We start from the raw sequence: 11,557 nt of genomic DNA on the forward strand, positions 1-11,557 counted from the left end.
TTTCATTTCTGTGATTACCGCCTGCGGTTAAATCCTCAACCTCCTGAGGTGTTCTTCGTTTTAAATTCGTGTTCCATACGATCTGTGATACTAATTTTTGATTCCTCTACTGTAGGAAAAAAAATATGCTTTGCAGCAATAGAAATATTAACCGCAGCACGGGCTGCATATAACGAAGTAGCCACTGCATCAGAAATTAGTGACGTTTTTTCATTTTTAGTTTGCATAATAATTTACCTCTAAACTATGGATAAATATTGTACCATATGATGATTATGTGTTCAATTAATATAGGTCTGATTAGTAAGAAATGCTCAATTGCTAAACGAGAATAGCTCAAGACGGATAATGTTTGCTGGGACGATCAAAAACATGATTTTCCACTTAACCTTACTTGACTCAGGCTTGAGTGAAAAAACTCTTTTAAACCTGTGAATCAATTTGCTGCTTATTCCTATCTGTGTGATAATTTTACCCTTGCATAACTACCTGGAAAATATTATGGAAGAAAACAAACAAAAAGCATTATCAGCAGCCCTCTCGCAAATTGAACGTCAATTTGGTAAAGGCTCAGTGATGCGTATGGGCGACAGCACCGTATCTCGAGATATAGAAGCCATTTCAACAGGATCTTTAGGATTAGACATTGCATTGGGGATTGGCGGATTACCCAAAGGACGTATTGTTGAAATTTATGGACCAGAGTCCTCTGGTAAAACAACACTCACATTACAAGTTATTGCCGAGTGCCAAAAAATGGGTGGCACTGCCGCATTTATTGATGCAGAACATGCTTTAGATCCAAGCTACGCGCAAAAACTGGGTGTTAATGTGGATGAGTTACTGGTTTCTCAGCCAGATACTGGGGAACAAGCACTGGAAATTACCGACATGTTGGTACGCTCAGCGGCAGTGGATGTCATTATTGTCGACTCTGTTGCTGCGTTGACTCCCAAAGCGGAAATTGAAGGGGAAATGGGTGATTCTCATGTTGGTTTACAAGCTCGACTCATGTCACAGGCTTTACGTAAGTTGACTGCAAATATTAAACGATCCAATACCCTAGTCATTTTTATTAACCAGATTCGTATGAAAATTGGTGTCATGTTTGGCAGCCCTGAAACAACTACGGGTGGTAATGCACTGAAATTCTATGCTTCTGTTCGCTTAGATATTCGCCGTATCGGGTCAATTAAGAAAGGTGAAGAAATCTTAGGTAGTGAAACACGAGTTAAAGTAGTGAAGAATAAAGTGGCACCACCATTCAAGATGACGGAATTTGATATTCTCTATAATGAAGGTATTTCCCGTGAAAGTGAAATTATCAATTTGGGTGTTCAACTCAATCTAATTGAAAAGTCTGGAGCTTGGTACAGCTATAAAGGAGAGAAGATTGGCCAAGGCAAAGATAATGTGCGCTTATACTTGAAGGATAATCCCCAAGTTGCAGCGACTCTTGAGCAGCAAATTCGTACTGAGCTTTTGGAGAAAAAGCTACCTATGCTTGCGTCAGCTAGTGCGGAAGAGTTTGAGGCTGTTGATGACTAAAGCTTTTGATAGTGCTGTGCGCCTGCTGTCCAGGCGCGAGCACAGTGCACTAGAGCTTTGTGATAAATTGAAACAAAAAGGATATAGTGCAACAGAAGTAAGAGAAGCATTGGATGAATGTCTACGCTTGGATTTACAAAGTGATCGACGTTTTGTGGAAGTATACATTCGTTCACGTATACGCCAGGGTTATGGACCTTTAAAAATAAGTCAGGAATTGAGTAGTAAAGGAATTGATAGGGAATTAATTCAGCAATTCTTACAACAAGAAGAAGGTAATTGGTTGACTTATGCTTTGGATGTTTGGCATAAAAAAAATAAAGGACAACTTGATTTATCTTTTGACGAATTGCAAAAACAACAGCGTTTTTTGCTGTATCGTGGATTTGGAATGGATACCATTGTTCAAGTGAAAAAAGAATTGAAAAAATAAAAATGAAATCGTAGTCTTGGGGAAAGCAAAGCCTCTGTAGCCGGATTAGCGCAGCGTAATCGGGAGTTCCGATCATAATACGGTGCTATAAGTGGAGATCCATCGCTAGGTTCGGGATGATGAAGCGTCTCGCTGCGCCGCCCCAGGTTATGATTAAAAATTAAAATTAACTCAAATTGGTGTTGATTAGAAAATGAAAAGTTCTGAAATTAGAAAGGCATTCTTTGATTATTTCACACAACGTGGTCATCAACTCGTGGAATCCAGCTCTTTAATTCCTGCAAATGATCCTACTTTATTATTTACCAATGCAGGTATGGTGCAATTTAAGGATTTATTTTTAGGACTAGAAACGCGTTCTTATCAACGAGCCGTTACAGCACAACGCTGTGTGCGTGCTGGTGGAAAGCACAATGATTTGGAAAATGTGGGTTATACCGCAAGACACCATACATTTTTTGAAATGTTGGGCAATTTTAGTTTTGGCGATTATTTCAAACGCGAAGCTATAAAATTCGCTTGGGAATTTTTAACTCAAGTTCTGCGTTTACCCGAAGAGCGTTTGTGGGTGACTGTTTATAGAGAAGATCAGGAAGCAGAAGATATTTGGTTAAAAGAAATGAAAGTTTCCGCTACACGCTTTTCACGATGTGGTGAAAAAGATAATTTTTGGTCCATGGGGGATACTGGTCCTTGTGGCCCTTGCACTGAAATTTTTTATGATCATGGTCCTGAAATCGCAGGGGGTCCTCCGGGAAGCCCTGATGAAGATGGGGATCGCTATATAGAAATTTGGAACCTGGTATTCATGCAGTTTAATCGGGATAAGGATGGAAACCTACATCCGCTACCCAAACCTTCCGTGGATACAGGTATGGGGCTCGAGCGACTCGCAGCAGTAGTGCAAGGCGTACACAGTAATTATGAAACAGATACTTTCCAATATTTGATTCAATCTACGGCAAAACTTGGAAATATTACTGATTTAAACCATACCTCGTTAAAAGTGATTGCTGATCACATTCGTTCTTGTGCGTTTTTAATTGCTGATGGAGTAATTCCGGGCAATGAAGGGCGGGGGTATGTGCTGAGAAGAATAATTCGCAGAGCGATAAGACATGGTAATAAGTTAGGTTTGCCAACTCCATTTTTTTCAAGGTTAGTTGAACCTTTAATTAAAGTCATGGGTGATGCTTATCCTGAATTGATAAAATATAAGCCTCATATAGAAAAAATTCTTAATCAAGAAGAGAATCAATTCGCTCGTACTCTTGATCAAGGTTTACGCTTATTGCAAGAACAAATGCATTCCCTTGGCGGCCATGAAATATCAGGGGAAATCGCATTTAAGCTCTATGATACTTATGGTTTTCCTGTTGATTTAACTGCTGATATCGCCAGAGAACAAGGCCTCTATGTGGATATGGAGGGTTTTAATCAATTGATGCAACAGCAACGCGAACAATCTCAGGCTGCCAGCCAATTTAGCGTCGATTACAGTACCAGTGCACCATTGGATTACCAATCTGATTTTCATGGGTATGAGAAAAAAGAGATGGAATCCAAAATTATTGCTTTGGTTCAGGATGGAAAAGAAGTTAAAACTTTAAACGAAGGCATGAAGGGAGCTATAGTCCTTGATCACACGCCGTTTTATGCAGAGAGCGGGGGACAAGTAGGCGATAAAGGATTGTTAAGAGGACCAGGTTTTAGTTTTCGGGTCGACGACACTCAAAAGAAAGCTCAAGCCATTGTGCATTATGGAGAAGTAGTCGAAGGTAATGCATCCCTAGATCAGTTAGTTAAGGCGCAAATCGATAACGAACGTCGAGAGGCAATTCGTTTAAATCATACTGCAACTCATTTGTTGCATGCAGCACTTAAAACAGTCGTTGGGCCACAAGTCCAGCAAAAAGGTTCATTAGTTGATGCAGAGCGTGCGCGTTTTGACTTTTCTCATTTTGAATCATTAACTGCAGAACAAATACAAGCAATTGAACAATTGGTCAATGATCAAATTCGTGCAAATAATGAAGTTGTAACCCAGATTATGGATATTGAGTCTGCTAAAAAAAGCGGTGCGGTCGCTCTTTTTGGGGAAAAATATACCGATAAAGTGCGTGTATTATCCATGGGAGAATTCTCTAAAGAACTTTGTGGCGGAACACATGCACGAAGGACCGGTGATATCGGGTTGTTTAAAATCGTTGCCGAATATGGGATCGCCAGTGGGGTACGACGTATCGAGATGGTAACCGGTCGTTATGCTTTAAGCTGGGTTAATGAGCAACAGTTTTTATTAAGTGAATTAGCCTCTTTATTAAAAACCACAACCAATAATCTACCAGATAAAATCACGCAACTCATCTCTGAAAATAAGGGTTTGGAAAAGGAAATTACGAAGTTGCAAAGTGAGAAAGCACAAAAATCAGGTGCCGATCTGGCTAATGAGGTAGAAAAAATCAATGGGATTAGTTTGCTTGTAAAGCAATTGGAAGGAGCAGACAGTCAAACCATGCGTACTACCTTGGATCAATTGAAATCAAGACTTGATTCCGCTGTGATTGTTTTATTTACACTCGATCAAAATAAAATGAATGTGATTGCTGGAGTGAGTAAAAATATTTTAGGTAAAGCACCTACTGCAGCCACTCTGGTAAGACATCTCTGCGGAAAAGGTGGTGGTCGGGATGATATGGCCCAAGGTGGAGGAGTTGCTCCGGATGACTTGGAGAAGAAGATAGAGGAAATCAGAGAAATGGTTCGCCATTCATAAATCTATCGGATGTAGCCTGGATTGTTCCAGGTTACCTTTGTAAAAATGACAGTATATAGGGAGATGAGATGCGATTTTTACAAGAGTTTAAACAATTCGCCATCAAAGGAAATGTAATTGATCTTGCTGTCGCAGTGGTTATTGGTGCAGCATTTGGCAAAATCATTAGCTCTTTGGTAAGTGGTATTGTCATGCCTTTAATTGGTCTATTATTAGGTGGAGTCAATGTTGCAACTAAAACGTTTACAGTCGGTGATGCAGTGGTGAAGTGGGGCGAATTTCTCCAGGCAGTAATTGATTTTACTATCATTTCATTTTCAATTTTTGTAGCAATTAAAGCGATTTCCCTATTAAGAAAAAAGGAAGAAAAGAAAGAAACGCCACCCACAAGAGAAGAAACTTTATTGGCTGAAATTCGTGATCTATTGAAGGAAAAAACAGGTACACCAGACCATTAGTTTTTATTGTAGCCTGTGTTCTGCTTCGATGCACCCAGGCTAGATATACTATTTTCTAGACAGGTTCAACCTTAAGTATTTGTAAATCTGCTATAGTTTTAAGAATACATCTTATTAAGGACAGTCATGAGCGGGTTACTGAATTTAATTGCAATAATTGTTGTTTTTGGGTTGGTGTTATGGTTAATAGATACTTTTATTCCTATGCCACCATCAATTAAAAGTCTGTTAAATGTACTGGTGCTTATTATTCTAGTTATCTACATTTTGCAGTTTTTTGGATTGATAAAAACAATCTTACCTATGATTACAATCTTTAAGTGAGTTCATTAATTTTGGTGCATTTTAGATTAACGGATCATTTCTGAAAGAAAAATCACAGGAGTGATTGGCTAAAGAAGATAGTCAACAGACTGGCGTGCGTATTGAATTTTTAGGCCAATTTACATTGCACCTCTTATTCAATCTAGAATAGGAGATGCATTAATTAAAGAGACTAATGTTCTTGCTCCTTATCGGGCTAGGCGTTAAATCAAAAATACTATCAAATCTTGCCCATTTTCTTGTAAAGAAAAAATGGCAATCGAGTAATTACCGCCATAATCATTCGCCAAAAATAAGGATAATAGAAGATCCTTCTTCTACGCATCAACGCTTTCCAGCAAGCTTTTGCACAAGACTCTGGTGGTGCTGCATAAAAAATTCCCGGAAGGCCATAGGTTTGTTTGGTGTCAATAAAGCCTAAGCGGGCGATGGTGATGTGTTGATTATTGCTGGCAGCCTGTTGTAGGCCTTGAAGATAAACTTCGATACTTGCTTTACTTGCACCATACAGACTGTTTTTGGAGCGTCCTCTGCATGCCGCAACGGAACTTAAAAAAAGTAAATGATGTTCTTTTTGCTGACGATTTAAATAGCTGTGGATGATTAGGGTAGTCGTTAGAATATTGAGTCTGATGAGGTGGGTTATTGTCTCGACATTAAGATGCTCATTATCGGTGAAATCACTGTGGGCAATGAACAAATCCAATTCACTCTCTGTTGTTTTAAATACAGTGATTAACTTATCGACCTGTTCAATCAGATCCACAACAAGTATGTCGCAATTTATGTTATATCGAAGCATAATATCATTGGCAATGATTTGGAGCTGCTTTTGTTGGCGTCCTACCATGAGTAATTGATGCCCCGAACGAGCAACAATATGTGCAAATTTTTCGGCAATAATGGAGGTTGCGCCGAGTATCACCCAAGTTCTTTGCGTCATTTTATAATCCCTAATCGTTTTGCTAGATCAGAGTGCATTGTACAGCCATAATGGCCTAGAGTCTGAGAAAATTGTTGATGATTCTCATACATGCTATGAAATTGTTTTTCATTCAAAAACAAATCTTTAGCTAAGTAAATTCGACCGTTAAGTTCAGTGATTCGCTGATTCATCGCAGATATTGCTTGTGTTGCCTGAGGATTATGGACGAAATCAACGGCTAAGGTAAATCCTGGTTTACAAAAAGAGAGTAAGCCCTCACCGGGTTCGGTAAACAACTTGAGCACTGCGAGAGTAGGGGTGGCTTTATTAATCCGCATTAATTCGATTAACTGCTCCAAAATAATTGGAGCATGATCGACATCAAATACAGCTTGGAATTGGAGCAATCCTCTTGGGCCATAAAGTCTATTCCAGTGCATGAGTTTATCAAGTGGATTATTAAATTGTTCCAGTGCTAGTGTTTCTTGACCTTTTTTACTGGTAAAAAAATGCTGATTAAACAATTTCATATTCCATCGCTTGATCAGAGAAAATGGAATTTTAGGTACGGTATGGATCTTTGTTTTCTTTGTGTTGACAGGTTCACAATGATCCGCTGTAGATAGAATGGCTCGAGGGGTAGAATTCAGAAGATCAAGCCAAGAGACTTGATAGTCATAATGAATACCCTCGGCTACCATATATTCAGTTAATGCTCGGATGGATTCAAATTGCTTGTGTTCTGCATGAACAAAGCGAGGAGCTTTTTTTAGACGAAGTTCGGCTCGAGTAATAACACCGGTGAGTCCTAAGCCTGCAATGGTGGCATGAAATAAGTCGCTGTTTTCTTCACGGCTGCAATGAAGTTTTTTATTGCCCATGAGTAGATCAAACCCAAGGAGATGATGGCCAAAACTACCAGCCTGGTGATTGTTTTTTCCATGCACATCATGAGCAATTCCTCCGGCTACGGTAGCATGAACGGTACCAGGAAGAACTGGAGGAATGAAATCAGGATGTACTAAAAATAAATCTTTGAGTGATACTCCACCTTGACATACTACAATCCCGGTCTCATGATTAAAATTGATAAAATGATTCAGACGCGCGGTGTCGATAATCATACCATTAGTATTAAAACAACTGTCGTTATAACTTAACCCTGAGCCTCGTACGAGAATGTTTTGCTGAGGATTATGAGCAAGATAATCAGCAAGTTGCTCTTCATTATCTGGACGTAAGCAAAACGATTGACTAAAGCGTGCACGGCTAAAATTCGTGAACTTTCTTGTTTTGCAGTGCATTTTTTCTTCATTCAATTATATTCTATACTAAGACTATAATTCATTTAGGAACACATTTAAAAGGAATTATCATGAAAACATATTTAATCTTTTTCGGACTTTTCTTTTCTTTTTTAGTTTTTGCAGCTGATATCCCTCAAGATAATTTAGGCGCACAAAAATATGACAAGTCGCAGTGTTTTAATAATACAGCCCAAGATTGTATTAACTCACAATGTTTGAACTCAGATCAAATTGATTGTCAGGATAATTGTCGGAAAATGGCACAAGCGAAATGCCAGCAACAAACAAATGAATAAAGTTGCTTGTATTTTTACCCATTAAGTTTGAATGCATAGTCAAATGATTGGCATATGATTTTTTTGACTGTCAAATTAAATAGGTTCCTCATCCGGCGATCCGTCATCACAAGGGCAACTAGGAATCCCTCAAAATACTGTGCTATGCACGGAAAGCCCTCGCTACGCTCGGGGGGACGAGAGTCGCTCGGGATGAGCAGATTGGCTTGAGCTGACGAGTGTTGCTTGGGTGATGGGATCCGATGAATCATTCTGCCGCGCTGTATCCAAGTTGCAAGTCCTACTCCTATGACAACGCTTTATATAAATGGCATATAGTTTGCATAACGTAGATACTCAATAGAAAAATCAGGTGGTTCCTTGAATTTAATGAGTGAATTCAAGTTTAAAATTAGTATGGATTGCTTATATGGCTGATAAAAACGTTTTATCGCAAGAAGAAATAGATGCTCTGCTGAAAACTGTGGATGAAAATCCTGAACACCTCCATCAAGACTCAGAAGAGCCTGCGGTAACTGATGAAAAAGACGACAATAAAAGAACAAAAGCTAATAAAAAGAAGGTTACTGAGGCTGTATTTGAGACAGTAGAAATAAAAGACGAAAATGATGTAAAAACACTGAATTTCACGGCTCAGGAACGCATCGTCAAAGGCAAGTTACCTGTATTAGATAGAATTTATGATCGCGCTGTGCGCTTATTTGCATCCGATGTCTATAACGTTACCGCCAAAGATTTTGAGATTAAACAAGATCCATTGCTCATTACCAAACATCGCGATTTTATGGAGAGCCTACCCAATCCGAGCTTAATGTGTATTTCTAAATTTAAGCCATTACGTGGTAAAGGGATTATTCTTTTTGATAGTACTTTTGTCTACGATCTGGTCGACTATTATTTTGGTGGAAGCTCGCAATTTTTTGCTCAAAAAGACAAAACTGATTTTACTGCGACTGAGTTACGTGTAATGGATGTGATTACCAAGAAACTCATTGCCAACTTGACTCAGGCATGGAAGCCCATTATCCAACTTGAGATTACCAAGTTTAATGATGAAACAAACCCACAGTTAGTCAATATAGCAGAACCTGAAGAAATGTTGTTAGTAGCACGCTTTTCGATGGATTTTGGCAAAGAAATAGGAACTTTTTATTTCATTTTACCTTACTCCATGGTTGAACCGATTAAAGAGCAATTGGAACTTGGTGCTTCTAGACCCGATGATGAAATTGATCCTAACTGGGTTAAATCGCTGAAAGAAGAATTAATGGATGTTGAATTAACGGTAAGCTCTGTCATGGCTGAAACAAAAAGCACTCTAGGGGCAGTGATGTCATGGCAAGTAGGTGATTTTATACCAATGGAAATGAAAGAAGTGGTTACTTTAGATATTGAAGGAATCCCAGGTTTTACGGCAACTCAAGGTGCTGCAAATGAAAAACGTGCAGTAAAAATAATAAAAAACATTAGTTATTAGGAGATAAGTAATGTCTCAAGAAATGGAACAAGCCAAACCAGCAAATACTCTTTCTCAGGAAGCAGACAGCGATAAACTGGATTTAATTTTAGATATACCGGTATCTGTAAAGGTAGAAATTGGTCATACCAAAATGACCATTCGTAATTTGCTTCGATTAAACCAAGGCGGGATTGTTGCCCTGGATCGTTTAGCGGGTGATCCGCTTGATGTGTTAGTCAATGGCACTTTAGTCGCGCACGGAGAAGTTGTAGTAGTGAATGATAAGTTTGGGGTGCGATTAACCGACATTGTCACTCAAGCAGAACGAATTAAGCGATTAAGATAATGCAAAGTGCACTCAATCAGGGAGAGCTCATCCGTGTGGTGATGGGCCTATTGGTGGTTTTATTACTCATCATGGTATTGTCTTGGGTAGTGAGGCGATTTCATGGTATGCACATGGGCTCGACCAAGGGATTTCAATCCATGGCCAGTATGATTTTGGGACCTAAAGAAAAAATCACCTTATTAAAGGTGGGGACTCGTTATTTATTGGTTGGCTCAGGTTCCGGAAACATCACATTGCTCCATGATTTTGGCGAACAGCTTCCACCAGGATTTGAGGACACTCTAAATAAACCTTCATTTGCGGCTCTGCTTAAATCGGTTGTGAAATCATAAGATGAACATAATAAATTTAATTATCCATTGGTATCCAATATTCTCTAATTCTCATGAGGGAAGTCTCCATCATTTCGAATGTCGCTCGGGATCTTATCGCTTTAGCACAGGGTTGCGATGGGCGATTTCTCGTGACAATCGGGATGATGGCCAAACATCCCGTATTCCGCTGCGCTGTACCCAGGCGACACTATTTCTTATTTTATTTTGTTGCTTCCCACTGGTTTTACAGGCAGCACCGTTATCCCTGCCTGCAATGACCGTACAACCTGGTGCCAATGGAGAACAGACCTACAGTGTGAACCTCCAAATTTTGATTTTTATGACGTTGTTAACCGTGTTGCCTGGGATGTTGATGGCAATGACAGCGTTTACAAGAATAATTATAGTGCTTTCCATTTTACGTCAGGCTATAGGGATGGCTCAAACCCCGACCAATCAAATTTTAATTGGTATTGCGCTATTTATGACTTATTTTGTGATGTCACCTGTATTTAATAAAATCAATGACACTGCAGTACAACCTTATCTCAAAGAGACTATTAAATTTCCTCAGGCCCTGGCCAATGCACAAGTACCTTTACGGGAATTTATGTTAAATCAAACACGCAAAAATGATTTATCCATGTTTGAAAAATTCGCTCAAGAAAATCCCGCTACGCTTAATGAAGTACCCATGAGTGTCGTGATTCCAGCATTCATCACCAGTGAATTAAAAACAGCCTTTCAGATTGGATTTATTTTATTTTTGCCCTTTTTGATTATTGATATGGTGGTATCCAGTGTTCTGATGGCAATGGGTATGATGATGTTATCGCCTTTAATTATTTCATTACCCTTTAAGATCATGCTTTTTGTTATGGTGGATGGTTGGACACTCATTTTAGGCTCACTGGCTTCAAGTTTTGCTATGAGTTAATGCGGTATTACGTCCAGAGTTATAAATTAAAAGGAAATAGGGACTCTTTACAATGCGCTATCCTACTCCACTTCATTCCTCCTTGCAGTGGGAATGACCTAGGGATGGGGCCGAGAAAGTAGCGGTGTAAACAGAACCCCAAATTATAGGGAAATAATATGACTCCAGAGTCTGTAGTTTCTATATTCAGTGAAGGTGTGTATTTAATGCTGCTATTGATCACAGTGCTCATTCTTCCTGGTTTAATTATTGGTGTTCTCGTTTCTATGTTTCAAGCAGCAACACAAATTAATGAAACGAGTTTGAGTTTTATACCCAAATTATTTATTACCTTTTTGATGCTTGTATTTGCTGGTCCTTGGTTATTGAAAACGATGGTGAATTACACGGATTCGTTAATTACCAATATTCCTTACTTAATAGGCTAATTC

At 39.0% G+C, this 11,557-nt stretch carries 14 protein-coding genes; 11 read left to right on the forward strand and 3 right to left on the reverse strand.

From position 1 onward, the window contains the following. Positions 1 to 35: 35 nt before the first annotated feature. Positions 36 to 227 (reverse strand): hypothetical protein, encoded by a 192-nt coding sequence (locus EL022_RS09190; protein ID WP_028381963.1) that lies wholly within the window; start codon positions 225 to 227, stop codon positions 36 to 38. Positions 228 to 501: 274 nt separating this feature from the next. Between EL022_RS09190 and recA the strand changes: the two genes are divergently transcribed. The 5 genes from recA (at position 502) to EL022_RS16365 (ending at position 5,539) form a co-directional block, all read left to right on the forward strand. Beyond that, entirely contained in the window at positions 502 to 1,548 is a 1,047-nt protein-coding gene (gene recA / locus EL022_RS09195; RefSeq protein WP_028381962.1) for a recombinase RecA, read from the forward strand. Then, positions 1,541 to 1,981, forward strand: coding sequence for a recombination regulator RecX (gene recX, locus EL022_RS09200; RefSeq protein WP_028381961.1), 441 nt, complete (start codon positions 1,541 to 1,543; stop codon positions 1,979 to 1,981). Before recA ends, recX begins: the two co-directional genes overlap by 8 nt. A gap of 193 nt (positions 1,982 to 2,174) precedes the next feature. Continuing rightward, a complete protein-coding gene (alaS, locus tag EL022_RS09205) occupies positions 2,175 to 4,757 on the forward strand; it encodes an alanine--tRNA ligase (protein WP_028381960.1) in 2,583 nt (860 codons plus the stop codon). A 68-nt stretch (positions 4,758 to 4,825) separates the two neighbouring features. Next, positions 4,826 to 5,215, forward strand: a complete 390-nt coding sequence (mscL, locus tag EL022_RS09210) for a large-conductance mechanosensitive channel protein MscL (protein ID WP_028381959.1) — start codon at positions 4,826 to 4,828, stop codon at positions 5,213 to 5,215. Between the two features lie 126 nt (positions 5,216 to 5,341). Beyond that, positions 5,342 to 5,539 carry a Thivi_2564 family membrane protein gene (locus EL022_RS16365; RefSeq protein ID WP_028381958.1) on the forward strand — a complete coding sequence of 66 codons (198 nt, stop codon included), beginning with the start codon at positions 5,342 to 5,344 and terminating at the stop codon, positions 5,537 to 5,539. A gap of 220 nt (positions 5,540 to 5,759) precedes the next feature. On the opposite strand, the gene EL022_RS09220 is transcribed toward EL022_RS16365, so the two are convergent. Continuing rightward, positions 5,760 to 6,482: an SDR family NAD(P)-dependent oxidoreductase gene (locus EL022_RS09220; protein WP_028381957.1), complete on the reverse strand. Its 723-nt coding sequence runs from the start codon at positions 6,480 to 6,482 to the stop codon at positions 5,760 to 5,762. Next, the gene (locus tag EL022_RS09225; protein WP_028381956.1) at positions 6,479 to 7,768 is read right to left on the reverse strand and encodes an FAD-binding oxidoreductase; all 1,290 of its coding nucleotides are present in this window, start codon (positions 7,766 to 7,768) and stop codon (positions 6,479 to 6,481) included. Before EL022_RS09225 ends, EL022_RS09220 begins: the two co-directional genes overlap by 4 nt. Before the next feature lie 71 nt (positions 7,769 to 7,839). Between EL022_RS09225 and EL022_RS09230 the strand changes: the two genes are divergently transcribed. From EL022_RS09230 to fliQ, 6 genes are all read left to right on the forward strand, one after another. Then, entirely contained in the window at positions 7,840 to 8,067 is a 228-nt protein-coding gene (locus tag EL022_RS09230) for a hypothetical protein (RefSeq protein ID WP_028381955.1), read from the forward strand. Between the two features lie 409 nt (positions 8,068 to 8,476). Further along, positions 8,477 to 9,544, forward strand: a complete 1,068-nt coding sequence (gene fliM, locus EL022_RS09235) for a flagellar motor switch protein FliM (RefSeq protein WP_028381954.1) — start codon at positions 8,477 to 8,479, stop codon at positions 9,542 to 9,544. A gap of 22 nt (positions 9,545 to 9,566) precedes the next feature. Next, entirely contained in the window at positions 9,567 to 9,872 is a 306-nt protein-coding gene (gene fliN, locus EL022_RS09240) for a flagellar motor switch protein FliN (protein ID WP_237761377.1), read from the forward strand. After that, entirely contained in the window at positions 9,872 to 10,207 is a 336-nt protein-coding gene (fliO, locus tag EL022_RS09245) for a flagellar biosynthetic protein FliO (protein WP_028381953.1), read from the forward strand. The genes fliN and fliO overlap by 1 nt, the downstream gene beginning before the upstream one ends. Position 10,208: 1 nt before the next feature. Then, a complete protein-coding gene (fliP, locus tag EL022_RS09250; RefSeq protein WP_237761267.1) occupies positions 10,209 to 11,126 on the forward strand; it encodes a flagellar type III secretion system pore protein FliP in 918 nt (305 codons plus the stop codon). A gap of 158 nt (positions 11,127 to 11,284) precedes the next feature. Further along, the gene (gene fliQ, locus EL022_RS09255; protein WP_028381951.1) at positions 11,285 to 11,554 is read left to right on the forward strand and encodes a flagellar biosynthesis protein FliQ; all 270 of its coding nucleotides are present in this window, start codon (positions 11,285 to 11,287) and stop codon (positions 11,552 to 11,554) included. Positions 11,555 to 11,557 lie beyond the last annotated feature (3 nt).

The sequence above is a fragment of the Legionella cherrii genome, assembly GCF_900635815.1.
GTDB lineage: Bacteria > Pseudomonadota > Gammaproteobacteria > Legionellales > Legionellaceae > Legionella > Legionella cherrii.

Bases quoted from the DNA above. Each gene is read 5' to 3' on its own strand.
- EL022_RS09190 (WP_028381963.1), bottom strand. From the start codon at position 227: ATGCAAACTAAAAATGAAAAAACGTCACTAATTTCTGATGCAGTGGCT.
- recA (WP_028381962.1), top strand. From the start codon at position 502: ATGGAAGAAAACAAACAAAAAGCATTATCAGCAGCCCTCTCGCAAATT.
- recX (WP_028381961.1), top strand. From the start codon at position 1,541: ATGACTAAAGCTTTTGATAGTGCTGTGCGCCTGCTGTCCAGGCGCGAG.
- alaS (WP_028381960.1), top strand. From the start codon at position 2,175: ATGAAAAGTTCTGAAATTAGAAAGGCATTCTTTGATTATTTCACACAA.
- mscL (WP_028381959.1), top strand. From the start codon at position 4,826: ATGCGATTTTTACAAGAGTTTAAACAATTCGCCATCAAAGGAAATGTA.
- EL022_RS16365 (WP_028381958.1), top strand. From the start codon at position 5,342: ATGAGCGGGTTACTGAATTTAATTGCAATAATTGTTGTTTTTGGGTTG.
- EL022_RS09220 (WP_028381957.1), bottom strand. From the start codon at position 6,482: ATGACGCAAAGAACTTGGGTGATACTCGGCGCAACCTCCATTATTGCC.
- EL022_RS09225 (WP_028381956.1), bottom strand. From the start codon at position 7,768: ATGCACTGCAAAACAAGAAAGTTCACGAATTTTAGCCGTGCACGCTTT.
- EL022_RS09230 (WP_028381955.1), top strand. From the start codon at position 7,840: ATGAAAACATATTTAATCTTTTTCGGACTTTTCTTTTCTTTTTTAGTT.
- fliM (WP_028381954.1), top strand. From the start codon at position 8,477: ATGGCTGATAAAAACGTTTTATCGCAAGAAGAAATAGATGCTCTGCTG.
- fliN (WP_237761377.1), top strand. From the start codon at position 9,567: ATGGAACAAGCCAAACCAGCAAATACTCTTTCTCAGGAAGCAGACAGC.
- fliO (WP_028381953.1), top strand. From the start codon at position 9,872: ATGCAAAGTGCACTCAATCAGGGAGAGCTCATCCGTGTGGTGATGGGC.
- fliP (WP_237761267.1), top strand. From the start codon at position 10,209: ATGAACATAATAAATTTAATTATCCATTGGTATCCAATATTCTCTAAT.
- fliQ (WP_028381951.1), top strand. From the start codon at position 11,285: ATGACTCCAGAGTCTGTAGTTTCTATATTCAGTGAAGGTGTGTATTTA.